Genomic DNA, 23,024 nt, shown 5'->3' with positions numbered 1-23,024 from the left:
GTACTTCCGAGGTTAAGTTGCTCCGCTTGTTGTTAAAACGACCATCTCAATATATATGACTCAGCTAATTTTCGGACGTCCCCACTTTTGGAAAGGTTATCCTTCATATATACCATCACTGGTTCACTTGCGTTCCGTTCCAACAACCGCCATCAGCTTCCTTCAGACCCTTCCGTCGCCGGAAACGCCCTTGCTTACAGCTTGTCTTCCCAATTAGCCAGGTGACAGGTCTTCTTTCAGACCATTAGCTCGGCAACATGCCTCGCAAACCATAAAAAAAACGGCAATCTCATGCCGTTTTTGTAAATTCTAAATGGTGCGAGAGACGGGAGTCGAACCCGTACGCCTTGCGACACACGCCTCTGAAACGTGCTTGTCTGCCAGTTCCAACACTCTCGCATAAATCATTTTGAATACCACTATAGAATACACTCTTTTGAGTGTATTGTCAAGGCCTGCTCTAAACTTTTTTTTAGATTTCAGCGATTTTTTATCTATTTCTTCTAATTCAATACTTTAAAAAAGAATAACAGCCCCAAACCGATCTGGAGAATCAAAATAATCGGAATTCCCCAGGCAAATAAAAAATGTTTTGTTTTATGATGAAAAACCCGCATCCCCAGAAAACCGCCAATTGACCCGCCAACCAGACACAGACCAATCAGGGTTTTTTCCGGAATACGCCAGGCCTCCTTTTTTGAACGTCTTTTGTCATTCCAGAAAAAAATAAAGGTGATCAGATTCACCGCAACCAGATAACTAATAAAATAATTCATTAAAAACTACTTCCTATTTGTAAAATGATTTTCCATTTAATGTAATATTCTCCCCTAATACATATATGGTTCTTTTTCCGATGGGATAATCGTCCACTGTTGAAAAATAGATGTTGATGCAAAAAATCGGCATATTTTCGTTAATTAACAGCCGGTTTGAAATATATTTATTGGGATAATCCATTGTCACTTCCATTGTTTTTTTCACTTCATAACTATTTAAGATCTGATCCATGATGGCGATATTTTTTTCTGCTTTTTTTTCAATACCTTCCGTAAGATAGCGACCTTTTAAGAACAATGCATCGATACTATAGCCAACCGGCATTGAATCAGAAAAGTACATTCTTCTGATTTCCAGTGTTTTTAATTCACGTTTCTCACCCTTTATTTTTGTCATCGAAATAAGAATATCTTCGGTCTCGATATCCGTTATTTCTTCATTGATATTACCTTCCAGCGAAAAATTAACTAAAAAAAGATCCTTCTCACGCTCTTTAACAAATGTTCCCACGCGCTCAATCGAAACCAAATATCCTTTATTGACAAGTGCTGCTAAACTTTTGCGTACCGTTACACCGCTGGTCTGATATTTTTCTGCCAGCTCCTGATTTGTCGGCAATTTTTCGTTTGGTTTAAGTAACCCACTTTTAATATCTAAGAGAATATCATTCTCAATCCGTTCGTATATTTTCACTTTTATTCACAATCCTCATTCTTTATTCCCGGTGAGAAGTACCCCGAATGCAGCACCATTCTCTTTTAATAAACAACTGACGGTAACCCATTGGTTCATTATCATCCAGAATCTTTTGCGTGATCTGCATAACTGGCGTTCCTACTGGTATTTTTAATATCTCCGCAATTTCCCTTTCGCAATTAATACCTGAAATATTCATTCTTCCCTGCATTTGAAAGAGCTTATTTTTCTGGGACAGTATTTCACTGAAACTGGTATATTCAAAATTATCATTCCAAACCGTAATTCCCGGAAAATAAGGGATGTACTGCATATCATAAGCAATCGGTTTTTCGTCGTCAAGCAACACCCAACGGATGTAAACAACCCGAGCATCTGGTGCTATTCTCAGGTGGTAAACCAGGTCAATGGTTGGTCTGATAATTTCTGATCCTAAAAGTTCAACCCGTTGATATGGTTTTTTCAAAAGCTTGTCCGTTTTTAATGATATGAGATACTTATCATTATTCTTTTCGAGAACAAAATTTCCTTTTCCCGGGATTGAATAAATATAACCTTCATCAATTAATTTTGAAATTGCGTTGCGAATGGTGATCCGACTGACCCCATACTCATCAGCCAGGGTGTTTTCCGGGGGGATCGAAGAATTAATCGGATAAAAATTTTTCTGAATTTTATATTTAATATTATCTGCAATATCTTCATATTTGTGATTAATTAGCCTCTCCTCCTTCGTTTACCCATATTTTGCATTGTTTGACACCTTCATAGACATCATTGGCAAAGGCATCCACGCCCGTATATTCGATCGCCTGACGATGGGTTGAAAGTCCACCGACAATTATTTTAACCTGATCCCTGATCCCAGCGGTCACAAGCTTTTCATTCACTTCTTTAATATATCGGACCCCTTCTGCTAAAATTGAGCTGATTGCAATGATGTCCGGTTTACGGTTGATGGTTTCATTTAAAATCTCCTGAGCCGTGACATTAATGCCCATATCGATTATTTCAAAATTTGACATTAACGCTGCACTCTTGAAAATTGATTTCCCAATATCATGCAAATCCCGTTCGATGGTACAAAGCAGAATTCTGCCGATCGGCTCTTCTGATTCCTCATTAATCAGCTTTAAGCTTGGCAGCTTTAGAACCTCTTCAAAAATAATGCCTGCCATCATTAAATCCGTGACCCCATATTTTCCTTCTTCAAAAAAATGGCCAATCTGATCCAACCCCCGCTGAATCGCCTCAATGATCTGTGCTTGAGCAGCGCCTTCACGAATTGCATAATTTACAAGTTTAAGGACTTTTTTTTCCTCAATTTTTTTCATTGCCTCCACAATACTTTCTAAGGTAGAAACATTGACGGCGTTTTTAATCGATGTATTCATCTGGTAAATAACCTCTTAATATTTTAATTTGATCTTTGGTCGGAGCTGGAAATTCATAATTATTCAAACGCCGGTTTATTTCATCATCAGTCTTTTTCAATACCTCAGCTTTTGTTTTTCCTTCTCCAAAACCATGTTTAGGATATTGCTTTCGGATTAATTTAAGATTCCGTGACGATATATAATTACCGGTTGATCCGACTTTCAGAATTTCATCCGTCATGATCGTCACATCATTAATTTCCATGCCCTTGACAAAGTCTTTAAGACTCAGGTACATGTATTCATCCAAAACATATTTATTGTAATTTATGGTTTTAAGCGCATCCTCCATCCCAAAGCTATGCATCAGACAATCGACTTCAGCGAGCAGGCAAGACAACAGGTTGATGCCACTTTCAAAACCGCTTTGATAATCCAAATATTTTGAGTCCGTGAAAGTTCCGCCGGCCCGAAACGGGATTTGATAATATTCAGCCATCCCTTTGGCTGCCAGGGTAAATAGAGCGGTTGCGGGACTCCCCACCGATGTTTCGGCCTTGAATGGATCAACTCCAAACAATGGCAGACCATATATGATTGGCAGTCCAGGGCTTTGGATTTGCGCAAACACAATCCCGGCTAAAATTCCGGCGTTTGCCAGCAGAAAATTGCCACCTGGTGTTGGAGGTGCCGTTAATCCGCTTAAACCGCTGCCACAGGCGATCATCAAAGGTTGATTTTCTTCACAGTGGACAGTGATTGCTTCTGTGGTCGAAAGTCCCATAATCATGGGTGCTGACACATTCACATTCCCAAGAACTACCGGTTTGTTGGTAATTCCATAATAACGTCGGACCATTTCAATACATTTACGTGACTCTTCCCTGCTACCGACAATGGAAAGACTCGGTTTATCAGAGTATTTTAGAATCATCGCCATCCGATAAATATTTCGTTGCTCTAACGGAATATCGAAAGGTTCCAAGGTGTAGGGACAAGCCATACTGATATATTCATTAAGCTGATTGAGTTTTGTGAAATTCAGGTAATCGTTGCGAGTGCCTAAAGCAATGTGTTCATTTCTGGAAACATACGTTCCCCCATACGGTGGTAGTGAACATAATTTACCCTTTCCAACCACTACACGCTTAGTATTTGAATAAATCGGGAATGCATGTGGCACCATTTTAAGGCTTTCCTCTACCAAATCGGCATCAATAAAAACCTGATTCTCCTGCACCCTGGCACCCGCTTTTTTGAAAACTTCCAGTGCTTCTTTCGAAAAAATTGTTATCCCCATGGTTTGTAATAGTTTCAGCGACTGTTCGTGGATAAGATCACATTCCTTTTTCGAAATACTAAGCGTTAATTTCATGATCACTGCCCCCTGCTATCCCCTCAGTTTTGATACGTTTTAAGATTATATCATAATAACCTCGATTTGTTTACCGTTTCATTATGATAATTATCGCTCTCAATTTTTCTGAATATTACCTTTGTCTGCAGCGATATTACATAGGGCTTTCTGCGTTGCATCCTGAGCTATACATTTCAAACACGTCTTTCTACCATAAAATGAAACAAACCGTAGCGAATACGGTTTGTGAGGTTGTCAATAAACTGCCGTTCCGGCCAATTGTTAATCGGCAGACCAAAACATCTCTTCAGTGATTACTTCGCCTGGTGCTAATCGGATAAACCGATCATCCTTGCTGTCTCTTATCATTTCATCCAGTAAATGAATATTTCCGCTAGTTTCATTGACCTTCAGTCCTAATTTTTCAGCCATAGACAAACATTTTTGTTTATCTTCCGCTGTTTCCACCCCGGTGCGGATAAACAACAAATACTGGTAATTTTTAAACATCGCTCTGGCAATTCGCAAGGCCCGCTTTTCACCATATTTTTCTTTTACCCGATCATGCTCATAGCCGATCCCATCTTCGCCCCACAACCAGCCCTGGGAGACAAAGTAAGATGAACAGCGTAAACTTCCGAGATCGGACCGATCATTCAAAATCATGGCAATACAGTCATCGACTCTGGGCATCACCACTGGACAGGATCTTGCCTTAATATCAACCAATGCTTTTCCGCACAGTCCATAACTGAGATAGATGATATCGGCATCTGCTTCCCCATCGATGGCCGCTTGTATTTCGAGATGGAGGAGATCCGGGGTGTTGTGAAGATGCTCTTTAAGCCACCGGTATTCAATATCTGAGCACTTAAGCCTCGCTTCGACTTCCTTTTTTAAAACACTACACCCAATCATAACTCTTTTCATTTTTACAACCATTCCTTTCATTACTCAAATCCACGCTCTTCGGTTTGCCTCGTTTACATTTTTTAATTGTCTTTATTGATGCTTTCATTCTTAAATGCTTTATAGATTGAAACACAAATCATGATGATGACCAATACAAATGGCAACGCCATAATGATGGCAACATTTCTGATTGCCACCAAGCCCCCGCTTAAAAGTAAAACAATGGCCATTGACGATAACACCACACCCCAAATCACTTTAATCTTTTTATCCGGATTTAAATCGCCATTTCGGGAGAACATCGCGATGACAAAGTTTGCTGAATCGGCCGATGTCACAAAAAAAGTGACGATTAAAACGGTAGCCATAAAGGAGATAACCTTACCAAAAGGCAGGTATGACAAGGTTACAAATAGGCCCACCGCAACGTCTTCGGTAATCGCATCGGCAACATGAAGTCCCTCAAAGATTTCAAAATGCAGCGCCGTGCCGCCAAAGACAGCAAACCAGATACAACAAAAAATAGCCGGAAGAATAATCACCCCGAGAATAAATTCTCTAACCGTTCGTCCTTTTGAAATTCGGGCAATGAAGGTCCCCACAAAAGGCCCCCAGGACATCCACCAGGCCCAATAAAAAATCGTCCAGTTCCCCAGCCAGGGGTCATTTTCAAACGGTGTCAACGCTAAACTCATAGTCAGAATATTTTGTACATAACCGCTTAAACTGACAAAAAAAGTATTAATGATAAAAACTGTTGGTCCAGTAAAAAGCACAAACAACATCAAGACCACGGCAAGAACAATATTAGTATTGCTTAGTATTTTTATTCCCCGATCCAACCCGGACAATGAAGAAATTAAAAATAAGATGCTAATAACAATTATGATAATGATTTGAACATTAATATTATTGGGAATATCAAAAAGTGTCGCCAACCCCGCATTTGCCTGTAATGCACCCAGTCCCAAAGACGTTGAAACACCAATTACCGTTAAAACTAGCGATAGAATATCGACCATTTTGCCAAGTGGCCCCTTCACCTTTTCACCAAGCAATGGCCGTAATGTAGAACTGATCAAGCAAGGCTGTTTTTTTCGAAACGTTGCGTAAGCCAGGGCTAATCCGACAATGGCGTAAATTGCCCAGGGATGAAAACCCCAATGCAAAAAGGCATACTGAAATGCCATTGTCGCTGATTCTGTCGTTTCTGCTTCAATCCCCAGAGGCGGCTGCAGATAATGAAATACGGGTTCAGCAACACCCCAAAACACCAGTCCAATCCCCATTCCGGCACTGAATAACATCGCAAACCAGGAAAAGTTCGAATACTCTGGTCGATCATGGTCATTTCCTAAACGTACATTACCATATTTGCCGAAGGCCAGATAAAGACAAAAAATCAATATTCCTAAAACTGAGATCAGGTAAAGCCACCCCAGATTGTTGGTGATCCCCCCAAACAAAAGATTGGTAAATGTTAATAAACGGTCGGGAAACATGAATCCAAACAACAAGAATATTACTAAAAAAACAAGCGAAATATAAAATACCATAATGTTATCCTCTCACCAGAATCTTAAAACGCATTCAAATCCTTCGTGCCAGTTATTCAATCTTGTTTTATCAATAGCTCGTCATAGTTTCATTTCTCAATATCGATTTGTGATAATGAAACTACGTCAAGCTACCTGAAGTGTTGAAGAAGTTTATTTGACCGGTCCAATCTGTCCCTGCCGATAGGCTTTACTATATTTTCGGCAATGCTTATCTTGTCCCAGTAGTGCATAGGTTGCAATTATTGTCCCCATCATATCCCGGTTTAGTGGATCTAACACAGCTGAATCCATACCTGCCTGAATGGCAAAGGCCATACATGTTTTATTCAGGAGCGATCGTACCGGCAAACCAAAAGACATATTGCTGATGGCACCAGTGACATGAATAGTCGGGTATAGTTCTTTAATTTTTTTAATTTCCTGGGCAAAGTTTAACATCGAGTTATTCTCGGTTGACAATGCCATCACGCAGGGATCAATATGGATCCGGTCTGGCGTAATTCCGAATTTTGCTGCCTTTTCAACCATGATTTCTGTGATTTTCAATTTCGTTTCAAGATCACTGGGGATACCATGGTTATCACAGGTCAAGCCGACAACTTCCCAGCTATTCCCTTCTAACAGAGGCAGTAAAACCTCGCATTTATCTCCTTCTTCTGAAATTGAGTTGATCAGGCCGGGTTTGTTCGCATACTTAAAGACCGCTTCAATTACCTTAGGATTGGGACTGTCGATGCCCAGTGGTGTGTCCGTTGCATCCTGAACCACTTCCATCAACCATTTCAACGTTTCAATTTCATACTCCGGTGCAGTACTAGCACATACATCGATAAAATTGGCACCGGCCTCCGTTTGCTTAATCGCCAGTTTTGCAATAAAATCAGCATCTCTTCTTTCGATGGCCTCTTTAACTGACGGAATTGTTCCGTTTATTTTTTCTCCAATTATGATCATACTTTGTCTCCTTAAATTATACATAGAAGACAAGTATGGATCTACTCGTCTTCTATGTATTTGATTTTTTGATGATTTATTTTTACCGTTACCGAATTATTCGATGATGATATGTTATTATCTTAATCGGGTTATTTATGCCACCCAACCTTGACAAATTTTAACCCCTTCAGCAGCATTTGTTGTATACTGATCGGCTCCAACCATTTCACATGATTCTTTGGTTACAGGATTTCCGCCGATTATAATCTTTGCATCAATGCCCGCTGTTTTAATCGCTTCAACGGTCTCTTTCATCGAATCGATCGCCAAGGTTAAGACACCACTCATACCAATAATGCAGCCTTCATTTTCTTTTGCAGTTTGAACAAATAGTTCCGGAGCCACGTCGATTCCCAGATCCACCACTTCAAAACCGGCTGCCTCCGACATACTTTTAAAAATATTCTTGCCAATATCATGCAAATCACCATGAACGGTCCCGATTACAATGGTTCCGGCAATCGCTGTTTCACCACTGCCCAAAACTGGTTTTAAGAGATTGATTGATTCCGTTAATAACTCACCGGCAAAAATAAGATCACCAACAAAATATTCTCCTTTTTCAAACAGATCACCAACGATTGCCATGCCAGCCTGGCAGGCAGCAATGGCCTCCTGCGCTTCTGGTTCAGTCGGATTTGACTTAACAAATTCATTCAACAAATCCATCACTACTTCTTCTTCCAAATCTCCAACAGCCTGCGTTAATTCTTTTAAATCCAGCATATCTTTTACCATTCCTTTTCTTATTTTCATTATATTTAAACCGACACTTATTTTTTTGAATGTTATCCGATCAACACATTGAAATTTATCATCAATGCGCTTTTCTGTTTAAAAATTCAGTTCATGATCCAAGTTTCTCAACCATCCGTCAAGGAACAATTATTACTTAGAATTTTTCACTTTCCGGCAGGTAACGATTGAGAATTTCCTGTTGTTTTTTTGTTAAATCAGGGGCTTTGTAGCTAGCTAATCTCGCTTCAACCTGTTTGGAAGCCCGTTCTCTGATATCACCAACTTCTTCAAATATCTGCGTCGGATCGCCAGCAGTTTTATTGAAAATTGCCGATAAATGATGCTCATCGCGGTATTCCTTTGGTGTTCTGCCGGATAGATAATTTCCTAACGGACCGGCTTTCTTGATCTCTTCAAAGACCTTACTGGCCTTGGTATCAGAGATGTCAATCCCCTTGTTTAATCGCATTAAGATCCGATTTACTTCTTCATCAAGGACAAATTTTTCATAACTGCCGACCGCATAAGACTGAAGGATACCAGCATTGTTCAAGGCAAAGTCGGATTTTCCCAGATATGTAGTCATTAACGTCGTCATTGTCTCAACACCCGCCTGATAATCAGGCTTGAGAGAATCTGACCCGCTGACTCCGGTTCTGACCGGCAGCCCATAGTAACGACCCAAAGCTAAAGTTGACATTTGAATCAATTGGGCTTCGGGCGATCCGATGGCAATCGCAGTTTTTCGCATGTCAGTAGGTGAAGAGACGGTTCCGTAAATAACACCAACGCCAGGGTTAATCAACTGTGTCAAAACGATGCCTGCAAGGATCGTCGCATTGTCCTGGATTACCGAACCCATCAACGCAGCTGGTGCGGTGAGATTCGTCATTGAACAGGTAATGATTGTAACTGGTTGTCCTTCTTCAACAAGACCCATGATGTTATCAAGTACCTCATAAGAATAACCCATTGGTGAGAGCGCACAACAATTGGTTAATAATACAGGTCGATCCCAGATATCATAGAACTCTTTATACATGTTGGCAATCTCTTTGGCGGCATCCTTTAAGCTCTGTTTTTTAACATTCAGACTATTAGCAACGTTTCCGTAAGTTGGTCTGTCTGAATATTTTAAACACAAGGCCACTTGTGGCAAATAAAAATTATCTACGGTTTTATCTAAATCTGGCGTGTCATAGGCTGAATTATTGACAAAGTCGGTAACATCACTGGTGTGCATCAGTTTTAAAAATTTAACGACATCTGGCAATAATGCCATTCTATAAGTATCATCTTCAAAAAGGAATTTTGATGGACCATAGCAGCCAACTGTCTTAGGTTTGAAACGCTCACCAATTGGAGTTTCGCCGGCGTTGGTCGTTACCGCGAATGATTTGGGTGCTGTTTCTAACGCTTTGTTTAAAAGCGCTTCACTAATTTTTACGATATTGCCTTCAACCGTCGCACCATGATTTTTAAAAATCTCAAGTGCCTCTTCACTGGCAAATGAAACCCCAACTTCTTGTAAAACCTTTAGTGAATACTCATGTAACAACTCTACATCACGGGTAGATACATATTTTTCATAAAAACGTCTGTTAATATACATTTGAAATAGCCTCCAGTTTTTTAATTAATACATGTATTTCGCAAGACAAATATATCATGCTCCGGAATCCGTTGTCAAGCGATTTTTCAACTAAATTTGCTATTTTAATCGTCTACATTTAATATGTCTAATTAAGAAATATCCTATTCTGCACACTTATTACGATTACTTTCGCTCGAAATTCCTCAATTGCTGTAAATAAAAATAGTTGTTGACCGTTTACAAGTATCATGTTATACTCCTTGCAATAGACATGTATTTCGCACTCATGTTTAGGAGGATATTTATGAAAAATTTTGGATTTAGAAATGCAATGGTATTTTTGGTTCTTAGTGCAACCGTCGCTTTGGCGTACCAGTTGCCGTTTTTACGATTTACATTTTATGATCAATTTGCGGCCGCGTATCAACTTAGCAATACGCAAATCGGAATTCTGGCTTCGGCATTGAATTTAACCTATACTTTTTGCTATCCCATCGGCGGCTGGATGGCCGACCGCTTCTCAATGCGGTCGATGATTTCCACTACCCTGGCCGCTTATGCTGTGTTAACGTTCGCCTTTGCGATGACCACTAACTTTACAGCCCTGCTGATTATTCATTTTCTTTACGGATTTTTCGGTATTGCCACGCTGTGGTCTGCCTACCTCAAGGGGATCAGAAATTTGGCTAACGAAGACAACCAGAGTAAGATGTTCGGCGGAAGCGAAGCCTTGCGGGGCGTTATTCAAACCCTGATGGGTTTTGCATTTCTGGCTATTGTCGGTCTGGCCGCTACCCCTGCTGCCGGTATGAAAGTTCTTTTCTTATTTGGTGCCGGCGTCTGTGCCCTGTTTTTTGTTCTGGCCCTAGTCTTTCTTCCTAAAACAGACATCAAACACGAAGCACAGGTCGCTGTTAACGAAACGAAATATAGTGTAATGGATGTCCTAAAAAACAAAGGCGTCTGGATCTCAATCCTCGTGATTATGTTTGCCTATCTCACCTGGGCAATCGGCAACGCCTACATGACAACCTATACGGTACAGGTGCTAAACATCTCGACAACAACAGCCAGTGCCATTGGAATTTTTAGAAGCTACATCATTGTGCTGTTGGCTGGCGTGATCGGCGGCTTTTTCATGGATAAGTTCACTTACAAAGGCAAGGGCTTTATTATCGCTTTTGGGGCCATCTCCGCCGCCTTGGTTGCCTTGCTCTTCTCTGCCAAGGTTATCGCCATTAGTATTATCCTGACCCTGGTGATTGCATTTATCGCAAACATCATGAAATCTACCTACTGGTCAATTATGGATCAGGCTGGTATCCCCGTTGGTATGACCGGAATGGCTACAGGTATTATTTCGTTTATCGCTTTTATCCCGGATGTATTCTACGGCCTGATTTGCGGTAAATGGTTGGATGATGCCAAAGCCGCCGGTGATATTGCTGCTGGTTTTAATCAGATTTTCATCCTATTAATTGTTTGTGCCATCCTCGGTATTGGTTCAGCGATGTTGTTGGTAAAACGAACGAACGATTTAAAAAAGTTGGAAGTGGCGGAATCAGAAGCTACACCGGCAGCTAGTATCTCTCAGATTTAATATTACATAGCATCCAGTAGCATTCAGTTTTTCAGATCAATGTATTCTAGCTAGCGTGTGACGGTATTATTTCTATCGATCTCTTAAACGTCTTAAACCTTCACACCACACAGCTTTTTCTCTGTATAAAAAAAGTGTCTGACAGATTATTTATCTGTCAGACACTTTTTTGTATGTACCAGTTTATCCCATCAAGCCTGGATATAAAGGATATTTTTCTGTTAAAAAGGCGACTTTTTCAAGCGCCAGTTCCATGTCTTTTTTAATCAGTGCCGCTTCAATGGCATCGGCTACCACTTCCATATCGGCTTCAACCAGACCTCGGGTGGTAATGGCCGGGGTACCTACCCGGATTCCACTGGTGACAAAAGGACTTTCTTTGTCATAAGGAATGGCATTTTTATTGGCGGTGATATTGACTTTTCCCAGGGTTTCATCCGCTTCTTTTCCAGTCAGACCCACCTTGCTGACATCTAACAGCATCAAATGATTGTCGGTTCCGCCGGATACAATCCGAAATCCCCGTTTTTCAAGAGCAGCTGCCAATACTTTGGCATTTTTAACAACCTGTTCCTGGTATGCCTTAAACTCTGGCGTTGCGGCCTCTCTGAAGGCTACCGCCTTGGCGGCGATCATATGCTCCAGCGGACCGCCCTGAGTACCTGGGAAGACACCCTTATCAATGAGTTTGGCATATTCCTTTTTACATAGAATAATCCCCCCTCTTGGGCCTCGCAAGGTTTTGTGAGTAGTGGTCGTAACAAAGTCAGCATAGGGCACCGGACTTTGGTGTTGTCCAGCGGCCACCAGACCAGCAATATGGGCCATATCCACCATCAGATAACAACCAGCGGCCTTGGTCATCTTTGAAATGCGTTCAAAGTCGATGGCACGCGGGTATGAACTGGCACCCACTACCACCAATTTGGGCTGATGTTCTTTGATCAGTTTTTCTATTTCATCATAATCGATGGTTTCTGTTACCTGATCCACCCCATAAGAGATAAAATTATAGTATTTTCCCGAAAGATTGGCCGGGCTACCATGAGTCAGATGCCCACCCTGATCCAGGCGCATCCCTAAAACGGTATCGCCAGGTTCTAAAATTCCCATATATACGGCCGTATTGGCCTGAGCACCGGAATGAGGCTGAACATTGGCGTGTTCGGCACCAAATAAGGCCTTGGCCCGATCAATGGCAACCTGCTCGATGGTATCAACATGAACACAACCGCCATAGAAGCGGTGTCCCGGGGTACCTTCAGCGTATTTATTAGTTAAATGGCTTCCCATAGCAATCATCACTGCGTCTGACACGAAGTTTTCAGAGGCGATGAGCTCTAAATGACTTTGTTGCCGGTGCAATTCCTTTTCCATGAGTTCGTAAATCTCAGGATCTGCAACTTTTACTTTTTCAAAAAACATAAATTCCTCCATAAAACTCTTTCTAATAGTCATTTCGCCGATTTGAAAGCCTTTCGAGGGAAGCGGCAATACTTTTTAAATAGATCGATATTTCTTCAATTTTCACTTTGAAATAAAAAACAAACATGATGCCTGACATCAAAAAAAAGATCAGTAATATCGGGATGATACTCCAGGCCACACCGGCCATACTATTTATAAATTCATTCATATTGTCCTCCATTAGGCGACTGTCTTCATTTGAAAGACACTTGTACGGCAATAACATTTACTATTGTAACACTAAATTCTGATAATGCAATACACATTCAATCATTTTTTTGTGATTTGTTTTATCTCTGGAAAAATTTAAGCTATATTTCGATCAGATGTCTACACTGCCGAAAATCTCCCGGCATCTGTCTCCAAATCCGACCAGAATCAATTTATTTTTGTCTGATTTATTCCACAACTTCGATGGTGTCACCAGCTTTGATGATACCGCCTTCCAGAATCATCGTAAAGATTCCTTCACGTGGCATCACACAATCGCCAACCTGTTGGGCTATTTCGCATCCAGCATGACATTCTTTACCGATCTGGGTAACTTCCTGAAGGGTTTCGCCGATTCTTAGCTTCGTCCCCACCGGCAATTCATAGACACAGATTCCTTCGGTCGTAATGTTTTCGGCAAAATTTCCAGCGCATAGACCCGCCGCCCCCATGGCGATCATTTTATCGATACTCTCCTGTCCTAACAGACTGACCTGCCGATGCCATTTTCCGGCGTGCGCATCGCCCTCGAGACCAAAATTTTCAATAAAATTCCCGGTCGGAATCGGTTTTTTCATGACGCCTTTTTTCTCACTGATATTAATTGCAATTACTTTTCCACTCATTACATTTCTCCTGTTAATTTTATTGATGTTTGGGATTAATAAACTCGCCGGATTTACCACCGGTTTTTTTAGCCAGATAGATTGCTTCGATAGTCATTTCTTTGTCCACCGCTTTACACATGTCATAGATGGTCAGTGCGGCCACTGAAACCGCCGTTAAGGCTTCCATTTCCACACCGGTCTGACCAGTATTTTTAACCGTCGCTGCGATTAAAATCCGGGAATTCGCCTCATCGATTTCAAAGTCAATATCGCTGCCCGAGATAAAAATATTATGGCACATCGGGATCAGATCCGCGGTCCGCTTAACACCCATAATTCCGGCAATCTGAGCAACTCCCAGAACGTCTCCTTTTTTCATCTGTCCGGCAATTACTTTTTGCAGGGTCTCTTTTTTCATGGTGATGGCGCCTTTGGCAACAGCTACCCGCTCAGTACTTTTTTTATCGCTGACATCCACCATTTTACTGCGGCCTGCCTCATTAAAATGGGTGAATTCTAAAACTTCTTCGTCCATATCATCCTCCAATTTCGTTCATATTTCTTAGTAACTGTTTTTCATCTTCATTAATATGATGTTTTTCCGGTTTTTCATTAATCGCCTGCAAGAGAATTTCTTGATAGGTCATCCCGGATTGATGCAGCGCGACCAGGTCAATCTCATAGTCCGAATGGAGACAGGGTTTGATCTTGCCATCGGTGGTGACCCGGATGCGGTTGCACTCGCTACAGAAATGCTTGCTAATGGGATTGATCAGTCCCACTCGGCCCTTGGCTCCAGGTAGCTGATAATATTCCGCCGGTCCGGTTTTGTCGGGCATTAGCAATGGGGTTAAAGCCGGCATTCGTTTTAACACCTCATCATTGGACAGGTATTTGTTTTCCGCAAAACCGCTGGATTCACCCAGCGGCATCAGTTCAATGAACCGCACATAAACCGCTTCGTCTCTGGTGTAATTGACAAAGGTTTCAATTTCATTGTCATTGAAGTCCTTGATCAGCACGGTGTTGATTTTAATCGGATGCATCCCCACGGCTTTGGCCGCAGCAATCCCCGCAAAAACATCTTCCAGATGGCCCCACCGGGTAATCTCATTAAATTTGACCGGATCAAAGGTGTCGAGACTGATATTGACCCGATTTAAGCCGGCGGCTTTTAAATCTTTGGCATATTTAGGCAAGAGAATCCCATTGGTAGTCATGGTGAGATCCTCGATCCCCGGAATCTCACCGATCTGTCTGACCAAATCGACAATCCCATGGCGTACCAGCGGTTCCCCACCGGTTAACCGAATCTTGTTGACACCCAGGCTCACCCCAGCTTTAATCAGCTCCAGAATTTCTTCAAAAGACAGATTCTTCTGATGGGGATGTTTTTCAATCCCCTCTTCCGGCATACAGTAGACACATCTTAAATTGCATAAATCGGTGATGGAGATACGCATGTAATTTATTTTTCTTCCATAATGATCCTTCATCTGTTTCCTGCTTTCTCCCTCGTGATGTCTAGGGTTCAACTATTTCTCCCGGTTGTTCCAGTTCATATCCTCCCAGCCGCTTCAGGGCCTCTTTAAATTCCTGGGATTTTAGCACCTTGATAAATATCTGTACCCGGGGATCATCGAGATTCTCTTTTAGAATAACAAAATCGTAGGCTTCCTCGCCGATCGGGATAAAATCCAACGCCATCATATTGGCCGCCGATAAAACCCCAATCCCGACATCGCAGGAACCGGATTTCACCGCCGAAGCTACCATCATATGGGTATTCATTTCCCGACTATACCCCAAAACCTGATTGGTATCAAGCTGGGCGGTTTTCAGTAAATAATCCAATAGCACCCGGGTTCCCGAGCCCCGCTGGCGATTAACAAAGCGAATCTCGGGTCGAACCAGATCGGCAATGCCCTGAATATTTTGGGGATTGCCTTTGGGGATGATCATCCCCTGGGTTCGTTTGACCCCTTTGATCAGCACCACCGCTTCATCAGCCAGATAGCGTTTTAAATAAGTCAGATTATATGTCCCGGTCTCCTCATCCAGCAAATGGATCGGGGCGATATGGCATTCGCCTTTTTTGATTGCCATAATCCCCCCTAAACTGCCCACATGGGCCGAAGACAGGTTCACCAGTTGCTTGTTTTTATGGATAATATTGGCAACCATATCCATCAATACATCGTGACTGCCAATCGAAACGAGGGTATTTTCAATTTCTTCCCGGGGCCGCATCAGAATCAGCTCAACCTCTTCCCCGGCTTCATAGCCTTCGACATTTTTGGGAATCTTCAAAATACCGTCGGCATTAACCAGCGACATTGTGACCCCTGCACCGCGATCCAGTGGTGTTGCCACAAAGCGCTGGTTGACCCGACCACATTTCATTCGCACAAACTCCAGATATTTAAGCGACGACATCAACCGCTTGGACAGCACTGCTTTAATGGTAACCCCTTCCGTAAAGGTCTGATGGTTAAAGGCCAGCATTACCGGCTTGACAAAGCTCTCAAAGACGAAGTAGGCAGAAACCGGATAGCCGGGAATGCCGATCACCGGTTTTCCCTGAACGATTCCCAAAACCACCGGTTTGCCCGGTTTAATGGCCACGCCGTGAACCACCACTTCACCCAGTTCTTCAATCAGTTTGCGGGTGTAATCTTCGGTTCCGGCCGAGGAACCGGCCGAAATCAGGACCATATCGTTTTCATCCACAGCTTTGATGATGGCGCTTTTGATCAGTTCGTAGTCATCCCGAACGGTTTGATAGCGCTTGGCTACCCCGCCGTATTCTTGCACCAGCCCGACAAACATATGGGTATTGGAATCGACAATTTTTCCCACCGCCATGGCCGCTCCGGCTTCCACCAGTTCAGTACCAGTGGGAATAATCCCGACCCGGGGTTTGTCCATCACTTCAAGCTCAGTGATACCGCCAGCCAGAAGGGCACCCAGATCGATTGGGCGAACCTGATGATAGGCCGGGATTATCAGTTCTCCGGCGACGATGTCTTCGCCAATGGGACGGACATTCTGCCACAGCGAAACCGGATTGTTGATACTGATTTCGTCATCACTTTTAATGATCACATCTTCGATCATTACCACGGCATTGTAGGGATCGGCAATCACATCGCCGGTATCCACAAAATTAAAATCGGTTCCTTTTGTCAGGGTTCGGGGATGACGTTCATCCACGCCGATCATCGCCATCGCTTCAACACAGATTCCATCCATGGCGGAGGCATTATAATAAGGTGATGAAATTTTCGCAAAAACTGGTTCTTTCGTCACCCATCCCTGAGCTTCGATTACTGGTAATAAACGGCCTTTTTCCTGAGCTTCGGTAAAGGACAATAAGGCCAGATACTTGGCTACTGCCACATCCAGATCTTCATTTTTTAAATATAAATTCCGTTCATCTTTTTTTCCTGTATTTTCGGTATTCATTCTTCCCTCCAGTTCTGATGCAAGTAATTAGACCATGAGCTTTCTAAAACAGGGTCACTTCAACCTGGTCCCCGGTGTTTTTTCCTTCTTCGTTTTCAGTGATTTCAATGTATCCGTCGGAATAGGATAAGAGCGTAATCATCCCCGATTTACCATGGCTTGGCCGGACTTCGATGCCATTTTCGGTTTTGCTGATGGACACCGTCTGAAAGGTCCGCCGACCTGGCGCGGCATGGATATTTTCCATCAGTATCCCCTGGACGGTCTGATATTTGAAAACATCCTGACCATAGTAGCGCTTCATAAATTCCTGCAGCACGATCATCAGCACCATAATAGCCGCAGCCGGCTGACCGGGCAAGCCGATTACTGGTTTTTGCGAAACGGTTCCCAATATCGTCGGTTTTCCCGGTTTAACGGCCAGACCATGGAGCAGCACCTGTCCCAGCCCATCAATGACCTGGACAGTATAATCCTTTTCACCCATCGAACTGCCGCCGGATAGAATAACCATATCGCCGTTTTCTATCCCTTTCACCACAGCTGAGCGAATCTCCTCACGGTCATCTCTGGCGTAGGAGGTCGAGATGACCTCAGCCCCCAAACGTTTGGCCACCGCTGCCAAGGCCGGCGTGTTGATGTCAATCACTTCTCCGGGCTTAGGCGTTTCGCCTGGCCGGATGATTTCATCTCCGGTGGAAATAATGCTGAGTCGAGGACGTTTATAAACCTCAATGTGCTGGTAACCCAAAGCCGATAAAACGCCGATGTCCTGAGGTCTTAACAGATGACCCCGGGAAAAAACCAGTTCCCCGTTTCTGATATCATCACCAATCCGCATCATATTTTCATTGGCTCCAGCATTGGTATAAATCGCCAGATCTTTTGTTCCCAGTTTTTCGGTATATTCAATCATGATCATGGCTTCGGTACCAGATGGCACCATCCCCCCGGTTGGAACATAGAGGGTTTCACCCTGATGAAGGCTCTCGGTGGTTTCTTTGCCCATCTGGACTTCTCCGGTTATTCTTAAAAAGCCCGGTATGGCATTGGACGCACCCTGAACGTCGGTTAGCTTCACCGCATAACCATCCACCACTGAGCGATCAAAATGCGGGACATCCATGGTCGAAACGATATCCGAGGATAATACCCGGCCCAATCCATGGCTGATCTCAATGGTTTCATTCTCTAAAGTTAGGTCCTTAAATGTTTCATTGATGATTTTTTTCATTTCATCAATGGTTTTTACCTTCAGTAACTCCATTTTTTCTCCTTACCGACCAAATTTTGTCATTTTTATCTACTTTCTATTCTAACGATTATTGCCAGAAAAAACAATATCAATTCAAGACTTTAATTATTCGTTAAAAATTGTTATACTGGAGTTAATTGTTAGTTTGGGATACAAGGAGGTGGCGCGATGTCACGTTATGAACGGAATTTTCCGGCTTTTTCCGAGGAAGAATTTGAACGCATCCAACATGCCACGGTTTGCGTAGTCGGCTGCGGCGGTTTGGGTGGCTATATAATCGAAATGCTGGCCCGAGTCGGGATTGGCGCTCTGATTTTGATTGACGGCGATGTTTTTGAGGATTCCAACCAGAATCGGCAGATTTTTTCCACCGAAAAAAATCTCGGCACCCCCAAGGCCAAGGCTGCGGCAGCCCGGGTTAAGTTGATTAATAAAGAAGTGACGACGACCTATTATCACGATTTTCTGGACGATGAAAACGGGTCTGCCCTGATTGGTGAGGCTGATCTGGTGGTGGATGCCTTGGATAATGTGCCTGCCCGGCTCACCTTGCAGTCTCTGTGTAAGGAAAAAGACATTCCTCTGATCCACGGCGCGATCGGCGGCTGGTTTGCCCAGGTCACCACCGTTTTTCCGGAAGACGATACCCTGTCCCGTCTCTATGCCGGCGAAAAAGAGTACGATTCCAAGGCTCTGGGTAACCCATCCTTTACCCCGGCCCTGGCTGCTTCGCTGCAAGTTTCCGAAGCCTTAAAAGTCCTTACCGGCAAAGAAGACATCTTGCGGAACAAACTTTTATATATCGATTTACTAGCCAACGATTTTTTTACATTTAATATTTAGGAGGAAATCATGTATCGAACTGGAATAATGACCTTAAGCGATCTGGGCTCAAAGGGCCAACGGGAAGACAAGAGCGGTCCGATGATCGCGACGATGCTGGCCGTAACCAAACTTTATGAGGTAGTCAAAACGATTATCCTGCCGGATGATCTGGACACCATTAAAAACGCCCTGATGACCTGGGCTGACGACGACCAGCTGGATCTGATTCTAACCACCGGCGGCACCGGCTTTTCCGGGCGGGACTGGACCCCGGAGGCCACCATTGCCGTTTGTGACCGAATGACCCCGGGTATCCCCGAAGCAATGCGTTACCACAGCCTGCAGATCACTCCCAAAGCGATGCTCAGCCGCAGTGCCGCCGGCATCCGCAAGCAAACCCTGATCATCAACCTCCCCGGTAGCCCCAAAGCGGTCAAGGAAAACCTCGAAGCTATTCTACCAGCCCTGGACCACGGTCTCGACATGCTCCTGAGCAGCGGTTCCGCCAATTGCGCCGAACCCATTAAATAACCACGATTCCGTTCTGCTCCATCTTTGGTTCGTGGGCGGTCGCCAACTACAAGCAAGCTCGCGATTGGCTCGTTGCCTTCACGCAAAAAAGCGTATCTCACCAAAAGGAGAGATACGCTTTGTGTTCAGATTAACAGACAACCCAGTACCGACAATTGTTACATCATGTTGTACGCATCGGAGCGGACAACAGATTAACAATTGGTCGGTACGGTAGTATTCCTCATACCAGGTTTTACTGCATCTTTTTTCTAAAGTTCCATCCCGTTAAGAATATCACGCAATTGAACCAACTCATCAACGGTCAATGTGATGCCTTTACGCATTTTTTCATGGTCAACATTCCAATCCCGAATATCATACTTAGGATCCCGTTCATTCCAGCTCACCAGATTCAGTTCTTTCTGCCATCCACTGGGTAATTCGCTGAGAACACCGATTTCTTCTACCACCTTAAATGTTATTGCTGCCATCTTAACCTCACCTTATAATAACTCGTCGAGTTTACCGCTAAACTCAATTTCTTTAAGTTCCGAAAAACCACCAACAAATGTCTCTCCTATAAAGACAAAAGGCACCGTATAATGACTTGTCTGATCCTGCAGTTGGCGACGAGTCTGAGCGTCATTGTAGATATCAATTTCCGTATACTTTAACCCCTTGTCGTCCAGAAGTTGTTTGGCGGCTCGGCAATATGGACAGTGGGCCCAAGTATATAATTTAATTTCCTTCATTTTTAGGTCACCTTCCTTTTTTTTAATTTCTTCAACACTTATATTTAATCGTATTATTTCATTTTAACCCTTATTTCCCAAGTGTCAACAAATAATTCTTAAATAATTGTAGAATTATTCACTCAATTATCGTATTATTAATCTAATAAACAATAAAAGGAGATTACCATGCAAAATGTAACAATAGTGGATCACCCACTTGTCATGCACAAATTAACCCACCTTCGTAAGATGGAAACCCCTTCCCGGGAGTTTAGAGAACTGGTAAAGGAACTGTCCAGTCTGATGGCCTGGGAAGTTACCAAACATTTTCCGCTTAAAGAAATTGACATTGAGACCCCCATCTGCAAAACCACACAAAAAGTTCTGGCCGAAAAAGATGTCGTTATTGTCCCTATTCTGCGGGCAGGTTTAGGAATGGTGGAAGGTTTTACCAATATTATCCCCAAGGCCAAAATTGGCCACATCGGCTTGTACCGAGACCCCGAAACCCTTCAGGCTGTCGAATATTACAAAAAGTTACCTTCTGACATTGCCGAAAGAGAAGCCATTATTGTCGATCCGATGCTCGCTACCGGGGTTTCGGTAATTCATACCATTCGCCTTTTAAAAGAAGCCCATTGCCCCAATATCAAGGTGGTTCATATTCTGGCCTGCCCGGAGGGTATTAAAGCCGTTACCACCGCTTATCCCGAAATTCCCATTTTTTGTGCTGCCATTGATGATCACTTAAACGACCACGCTTACATTGTGCCTGGTTTAGGCGATGCCGGCGACCGACTTTTTGGTACCAAATAAATCCCAATATTATTTTCAGGCAATTTAAAAGAATTCACACCAAGTCTTTTGCTTAATTGCCGGAAATCCAAACCCTGGAGGTTGCCATGCAACAGTCACGATACAACTTATTTACCGCCATCGCTCTAATTGTTGGCGTCGTTATCGGTTCTGGTATTTTTTTCAAAAGCGATAATATTCTTGTCGCCACTGGTGGTAGCGTTGTTTTAGGAATTCTGGTCTTTGTCATCGCGGCGATCAGTATTGTCTTTGGCTGTTTAACCATTGCCGAACTGGCCGCCCGGACCGATCGGCCTGGTGGCGTGCTTTCTTATGCCAAAGAATTTATCAGCCCCAGCATGGGTTCGGCCTATGGCTGGTTTCAGACTTTTATTTATTTACCCACCATCACCGCCATCTTGGCCTGGGTTTCCGGCATCTACTTCTGTATCCTCTTTAATGTGGACCAAACGCTGGAAATTCAGATCCTGGCGGGGATCGGCTGTTTTCTGGTACTTTATGCCACCAATATTTTTTCAGCCAAAATCGGCGGTCATTTCCAGAGTGCCGCGATGGTCATCAAACTGATTCCGCTGGTGATCATCGGTTTTGCCGGCCTGATATTCGGCGGTACCGGAGAACATTTTACCAGCGCAGCGGTTTCCGAAATCGGTTCAACCGGCTGGATTGCTGCCATTGCACCGATCGCCTTTTCATTTGACGGCTGGATCATTTCCACTTCGGTGGCCTATGAGATTAAAAACAGTAAACGGAATCTGCCGCTGGCACTGGTCATCAGTCCACTGATTATTCTGGTTCTCTACATCATTTATTTTGTGGGTATTTCCAATCTGGTCGGTCCCACCGAAATTATGAACACCGGCGATGCCCATCTTGATTTTGCGGCCAATATGATTTTTGGTCCCAGCGGCGCGAAAATACTGATGCTGTTTGTTTTTATCTCGGTGCTGGGGACCCTGAATGGCCTGGTAATGGCGATGATCCGGATGCCCTATGCTTTAGGACTGGATCAGATGATCCCCAAATCCGGGGCTATGACGACGATCTCGTCGCGATTTGATTTTCCGGTCAATTCAGCGGTTTTGGCACTGTTAATTGTCAGTTTCTGGTTAACGATCCATTATTTTTCCCAGAAATACACCCTGTTCCCTAATTCCGATATTTCCGAAATCGCCATTGTGACCAGTTATCTGCTGTATCTGGGTCTATATTACAAGGTCTTCGTCTTATGGAAAAAGAAGGAAATCAAAAGCGTCTTCAGAGGTCTGATCTGTCCGATTCTGGCTTCTCTCGGTTCGCTGATTATTTTCTCCGGCGGAATTCAGAATCCCTTGTTTGGACTTTACTTTGCAATCTGCGCCGTTGTTTTTGGCGCCGGATATGCCTACTACCATTTTAGCGTCTTAGCAAAAAATCACAAATAAATAAAAAAAATATTTTTTTTATTTATTTGTGTTAATTTAAAAAATTGGGGTAAATAAGTTATATAGCTTTTCTCCTCAAAGCATATTATTTAGAAGCGG

At 43.2% G+C, this 23,024-nt stretch carries 24 protein-coding genes, 1 tRNA gene and 1 pseudogene; 5 read left to right on the top strand and 21 right to left on the bottom strand.

Features of this window, described 5'->3' with window-relative positions:
* Positions 1-314: 314 nt before the first annotated feature.
* From A3KS_RS0107870 to mtpB, 12 genes and pseudogenes are all read right to left on the bottom strand, one after another.
* Positions 315-399: transfer RNA gene (locus A3KS_RS0107870), tRNA-Leu, on the bottom strand.
* A 104-nt stretch (positions 400-503) separates the two neighbouring features.
* Positions 504-776: a DUF1294 domain-containing protein gene (locus A3KS_RS0107865; protein ID WP_026394461.1), complete on the bottom strand. Its 273-nt coding sequence runs from the start codon at positions 774-776 to the stop codon at positions 504-506.
* A gap of 13 nt (positions 777-789) precedes the next feature.
* Positions 790-1,473, bottom strand: coding sequence for a GntR family transcriptional regulator (locus A3KS_RS0107860; protein WP_026394460.1), 684 nt, complete (start codon positions 1,471-1,473; stop codon positions 790-792).
* A 22-nt stretch (positions 1,474-1,495) separates the two neighbouring features.
* Positions 1,496-1,942, bottom strand: a complete 447-nt coding sequence (locus A3KS_RS0107855) for a UTRA domain-containing protein (RefSeq protein ID WP_026394459.1) — start codon at positions 1,940-1,942, stop codon at positions 1,496-1,498.
* A 63-nt stretch (positions 1,943-2,005) separates the two neighbouring features.
* A pseudogene (locus A3KS_RS24270) lies at positions 2,006-2,173 on the bottom strand (GntR family transcriptional regulator); the annotation flags it as partial.
* 16 nt (positions 2,174-2,189) lie between these two features.
* Positions 2,190-2,870, bottom strand: a complete 681-nt coding sequence (locus A3KS_RS0107850) for a cobalamin B12-binding domain-containing protein (protein WP_026394458.1) — start codon at positions 2,868-2,870, stop codon at positions 2,190-2,192.
* The gene (locus A3KS_RS0107845; protein ID WP_026394457.1) at positions 2,854-4,227 is read right to left on the bottom strand and encodes a trimethylamine methyltransferase family protein; all 1,374 of its coding nucleotides are present in this window, start codon (positions 4,225-4,227) and stop codon (positions 2,854-2,856) included. Before A3KS_RS0107845 ends, A3KS_RS0107850 begins: the two co-directional genes overlap by 17 nt.
* Positions 4,228-4,491: 264 nt before the next feature.
* Complete coding sequence (locus A3KS_RS0107840) at positions 4,492-5,139, bottom strand: DUF1638 domain-containing protein (RefSeq protein WP_026394456.1); 648 nt, start codon at positions 5,137-5,139, stop codon at positions 4,492-4,494.
* Positions 5,140-5,201: 62 nt separating this feature from the next.
* Positions 5,202-6,677 carry a glycine betaine uptake BCCT transporter gene (locus tag A3KS_RS0107835; protein ID WP_026394455.1) on the bottom strand — a complete coding sequence of 492 codons (1,476 nt, stop codon included), beginning with the start codon at positions 6,675-6,677 and terminating at the stop codon, positions 5,202-5,204.
* A gap of 153 nt (positions 6,678-6,830) precedes the next feature.
* Positions 6,831-7,634, bottom strand: coding sequence for a methyltetrahydrofolate cobalamin methyltransferase (locus tag A3KS_RS0107830; RefSeq protein ID WP_026394454.1), 804 nt, complete (start codon positions 7,632-7,634; stop codon positions 6,831-6,833).
* Positions 7,635-7,769: 135 nt separating this feature from the next.
* Entirely contained in the window at positions 7,770-8,402 is a 633-nt protein-coding gene (locus tag A3KS_RS0107825; protein WP_026394453.1) for a cobalamin B12-binding domain-containing protein, read from the bottom strand.
* Positions 8,403-8,568: 166 nt separating this feature from the next.
* The gene (gene mtpB / locus A3KS_RS0107820; RefSeq protein ID WP_026394452.1) at positions 8,569-10,026 is read right to left on the bottom strand and encodes a proline betaine:corrinoid methyltransferase; all 1,458 of its coding nucleotides are present in this window, start codon (positions 10,024-10,026) and stop codon (positions 8,569-8,571) included.
* A gap of 286 nt (positions 10,027-10,312) precedes the next feature.
* Here mtpB and A3KS_RS0107810 point away from each other — a divergent pair, with 286 nt between their 5' ends.
* Complete coding sequence (locus A3KS_RS0107810) at positions 10,313-11,608, top strand: MFS transporter (protein WP_026394451.1); 1,296 nt, start codon at positions 10,313-10,315, stop codon at positions 11,606-11,608.
* 183 nt (positions 11,609-11,791) lie between these two features.
* Here A3KS_RS0107810 and A3KS_RS0107805 read toward each other — a convergent pair whose 3' ends face one another.
* The 7 genes from A3KS_RS0107805 to A3KS_RS0107775 form a co-directional block, all read right to left on the bottom strand.
* Entirely contained in the window at positions 11,792-13,033 is a 1,242-nt protein-coding gene (locus A3KS_RS0107805; protein ID WP_026394450.1) for a serine hydroxymethyltransferase, read from the bottom strand.
* A gap of 22 nt (positions 13,034-13,055) precedes the next feature.
* Positions 13,056-13,244, bottom strand: coding sequence for a hypothetical protein (locus tag A3KS_RS0107800; RefSeq protein ID WP_026394449.1), 189 nt, complete (start codon positions 13,242-13,244; stop codon positions 13,056-13,058).
* 229 nt (positions 13,245-13,473) lie between these two features.
* The gene (locus tag A3KS_RS0107795; protein ID WP_026394448.1) at positions 13,474-13,911 is read right to left on the bottom strand and encodes an MOSC domain-containing protein; all 438 of its coding nucleotides are present in this window, start codon (positions 13,909-13,911) and stop codon (positions 13,474-13,476) included.
* A gap of 19 nt (positions 13,912-13,930) precedes the next feature.
* Complete coding sequence (moaC, locus tag A3KS_RS0107790) at positions 13,931-14,428, bottom strand: cyclic pyranopterin monophosphate synthase MoaC (protein ID WP_026394447.1); 498 nt, start codon at positions 14,426-14,428, stop codon at positions 13,931-13,933.
* Position 14,429: 1 nt separating this feature from the next.
* The gene (moaA, locus tag A3KS_RS0107785) at positions 14,430-15,389 is read right to left on the bottom strand and encodes a GTP 3',8-cyclase MoaA (protein ID WP_026394446.1); all 960 of its coding nucleotides are present in this window, start codon (positions 15,387-15,389) and stop codon (positions 14,430-14,432) included.
* A 28-nt stretch (positions 15,390-15,417) separates the two neighbouring features.
* Positions 15,418-17,358, bottom strand: a complete 1,941-nt coding sequence (locus tag A3KS_RS0107780; protein WP_026394445.1) for a molybdopterin biosynthesis protein — start codon at positions 17,356-17,358, stop codon at positions 15,418-15,420.
* 43 nt (positions 17,359-17,401) lie between these two features.
* The gene (locus A3KS_RS0107775) at positions 17,402-18,625 is read right to left on the bottom strand and encodes a molybdopterin molybdotransferase MoeA (RefSeq protein ID WP_026394444.1); all 1,224 of its coding nucleotides are present in this window, start codon (positions 18,623-18,625) and stop codon (positions 17,402-17,404) included.
* A 156-nt stretch (positions 18,626-18,781) separates the two neighbouring features.
* Between A3KS_RS0107775 and A3KS_RS0107770 the strand changes: the two genes are divergently transcribed.
* A complete protein-coding gene (locus A3KS_RS0107770; RefSeq protein WP_026394443.1) occupies positions 18,782-19,456 on the top strand; it encodes a HesA/MoeB/ThiF family protein in 675 nt (224 codons plus the stop codon).
* A gap of 9 nt (positions 19,457-19,465) precedes the next feature.
* Positions 19,466-19,969, top strand: a complete 504-nt coding sequence (locus A3KS_RS0107765; RefSeq protein WP_026394442.1) for a MogA/MoaB family molybdenum cofactor biosynthesis protein — start codon at positions 19,466-19,468, stop codon at positions 19,967-19,969.
* Between the two features lie 251 nt (positions 19,970-20,220).
* Here the strand turns inward: A3KS_RS0107765 and A3KS_RS0107760 are convergent, their stop codons facing one another.
* Both A3KS_RS0107760 and A3KS_RS0107755 read right to left on the bottom strand, forming a co-directional pair.
* Positions 20,221-20,442 (bottom strand): YdbC family protein, encoded by a 222-nt coding sequence (locus tag A3KS_RS0107760; protein ID WP_026394441.1) that lies wholly within the window; start codon positions 20,440-20,442, stop codon positions 20,221-20,223.
* 12 nt (positions 20,443-20,454) lie between these two features.
* The gene (locus tag A3KS_RS0107755) at positions 20,455-20,703 is read right to left on the bottom strand and encodes a glutaredoxin domain-containing protein (RefSeq protein ID WP_026394440.1); all 249 of its coding nucleotides are present in this window, start codon (positions 20,701-20,703) and stop codon (positions 20,455-20,457) included.
* Positions 20,704-20,871: 168 nt separating this feature from the next.
* On the opposite strand from A3KS_RS0107755, the gene upp reads away from it, so the two are divergent.
* Both upp and A3KS_RS0107745 read left to right on the top strand, forming a co-directional pair.
* Positions 20,872-21,501: a uracil phosphoribosyltransferase gene (gene upp / locus A3KS_RS0107750; RefSeq protein ID WP_026394439.1), complete on the top strand. Its 630-nt coding sequence runs from the start codon at positions 20,872-20,874 to the stop codon at positions 21,499-21,501.
* Positions 21,502-21,587: 86 nt separating this feature from the next.
* Positions 21,588-22,925, top strand: a complete 1,338-nt coding sequence (locus A3KS_RS0107745) for an APC family permease (protein WP_026394438.1) — start codon at positions 21,588-21,590, stop codon at positions 22,923-22,925.
* Positions 22,926-23,024 lie beyond the last annotated feature (99 nt).

Origin of the sequence: Acetobacterium malicum subsp. dehalogenans DSM 11527 (assembly GCF_000472665.1) — a bacterium.
GTDB lineage: Bacteria > Bacillota > Clostridia > Eubacteriales > Eubacteriaceae > Acetobacterium > Acetobacterium malicum.
Note: the sequence above shows the minus strand (reverse complement) of the source record. Positions and strands in the feature narration are given on the sequence as shown.

Excerpts from the sequence above, each read along its gene's own strand:
- A3KS_RS0107865 (WP_026394461.1), bottom strand. The coding sequence starts at position 776 with ATGAATTATTTTATTAGTTATCTGGTTGCGGTGAATCTGATCACCTTT.
- A3KS_RS0107850 (WP_026394458.1), bottom strand. The coding sequence starts at position 2,870 with ATGAATACATCGATTAAAAACGCCGTCAATGTTTCTACCTTAGAAAGT.
- A3KS_RS0107845 (WP_026394457.1), bottom strand. The coding sequence starts at position 4,227 with ATGAAATTAACGCTTAGTATTTCGAAAAAGGAATGTGATCTTATCCAC.
- A3KS_RS0107840 (WP_026394456.1), bottom strand. The coding sequence starts at position 5,139 with ATGAAAAGAGTTATGATTGGGTGTAGTGTTTTAAAAAAGGAAGTCGAA.
- A3KS_RS0107835 (WP_026394455.1), bottom strand. The coding sequence starts at position 6,677 with ATGGTATTTTATATTTCGCTTGTTTTTTTAGTAATATTCTTGTTGTTT.
- A3KS_RS0107830 (WP_026394454.1), bottom strand. The coding sequence starts at position 7,634 with ATGATCATAATTGGAGAAAAAATAAACGGAACAATTCCGTCAGTTAAA.
- A3KS_RS0107825 (WP_026394453.1), bottom strand. The coding sequence starts at position 8,402 with ATGCTGGATTTAAAAGAATTAACGCAGGCTGTTGGAGATTTGGAAGAA.
- mtpB (WP_026394452.1), bottom strand. The coding sequence starts at position 10,026 with ATGTATATTAACAGACGTTTTTATGAAAAATATGTATCTACCCGTGAT.
- A3KS_RS0107810 (WP_026394451.1), top strand. The coding sequence starts at position 10,313 with ATGAAAAATTTTGGATTTAGAAATGCAATGGTATTTTTGGTTCTTAGT.
- A3KS_RS0107805 (WP_026394450.1), bottom strand. The coding sequence starts at position 13,033 with ATGTTTTTTGAAAAAGTAAAAGTTGCAGATCCTGAGATTTACGAACTC.
- A3KS_RS0107800 (WP_026394449.1), bottom strand. The coding sequence starts at position 13,244 with ATGAATGAATTTATAAATAGTATGGCCGGTGTGGCCTGGAGTATCATC.
- A3KS_RS0107795 (WP_026394448.1), bottom strand. The coding sequence starts at position 13,911 with ATGAGTGGAAAAGTAATTGCAATTAATATCAGTGAGAAAAAAGGCGTC.
- moaC (WP_026394447.1), bottom strand. The coding sequence starts at position 14,428 with ATGGACGAAGAAGTTTTAGAATTCACCCATTTTAATGAGGCAGGCCGC.
- moaA (WP_026394446.1), bottom strand. The coding sequence starts at position 15,389 with ATGAAGGATCATTATGGAAGAAAAATAAATTACATGCGTATCTCCATC.
- A3KS_RS0107780 (WP_026394445.1), bottom strand. The coding sequence starts at position 17,358 with ATGAATACCGAAAATACAGGAAAAAAAGATGAACGGAATTTATATTTA.
- A3KS_RS0107775 (WP_026394444.1), bottom strand. The coding sequence starts at position 18,625 with ATGGAGTTACTGAAGGTAAAAACCATTGATGAAATGAAAAAAATCATC.
- A3KS_RS0107770 (WP_026394443.1), top strand. The coding sequence starts at position 18,782 with ATGTCACGTTATGAACGGAATTTTCCGGCTTTTTCCGAGGAAGAATTT.
- A3KS_RS0107765 (WP_026394442.1), top strand. The coding sequence starts at position 19,466 with ATGTATCGAACTGGAATAATGACCTTAAGCGATCTGGGCTCAAAGGGC.
- A3KS_RS0107760 (WP_026394441.1), bottom strand. The coding sequence starts at position 20,442 with ATGGCAGCAATAACATTTAAGGTGGTAGAAGAAATCGGTGTTCTCAGC.
- A3KS_RS0107755 (WP_026394440.1), bottom strand. The coding sequence starts at position 20,703 with ATGAAGGAAATTAAATTATATACTTGGGCCCACTGTCCATATTGCCGA.
- upp (WP_026394439.1), top strand. The coding sequence starts at position 20,872 with ATGCAAAATGTAACAATAGTGGATCACCCACTTGTCATGCACAAATTA.
- A3KS_RS0107745 (WP_026394438.1), top strand. The coding sequence starts at position 21,588 with ATGCAACAGTCACGATACAACTTATTTACCGCCATCGCTCTAATTGTT.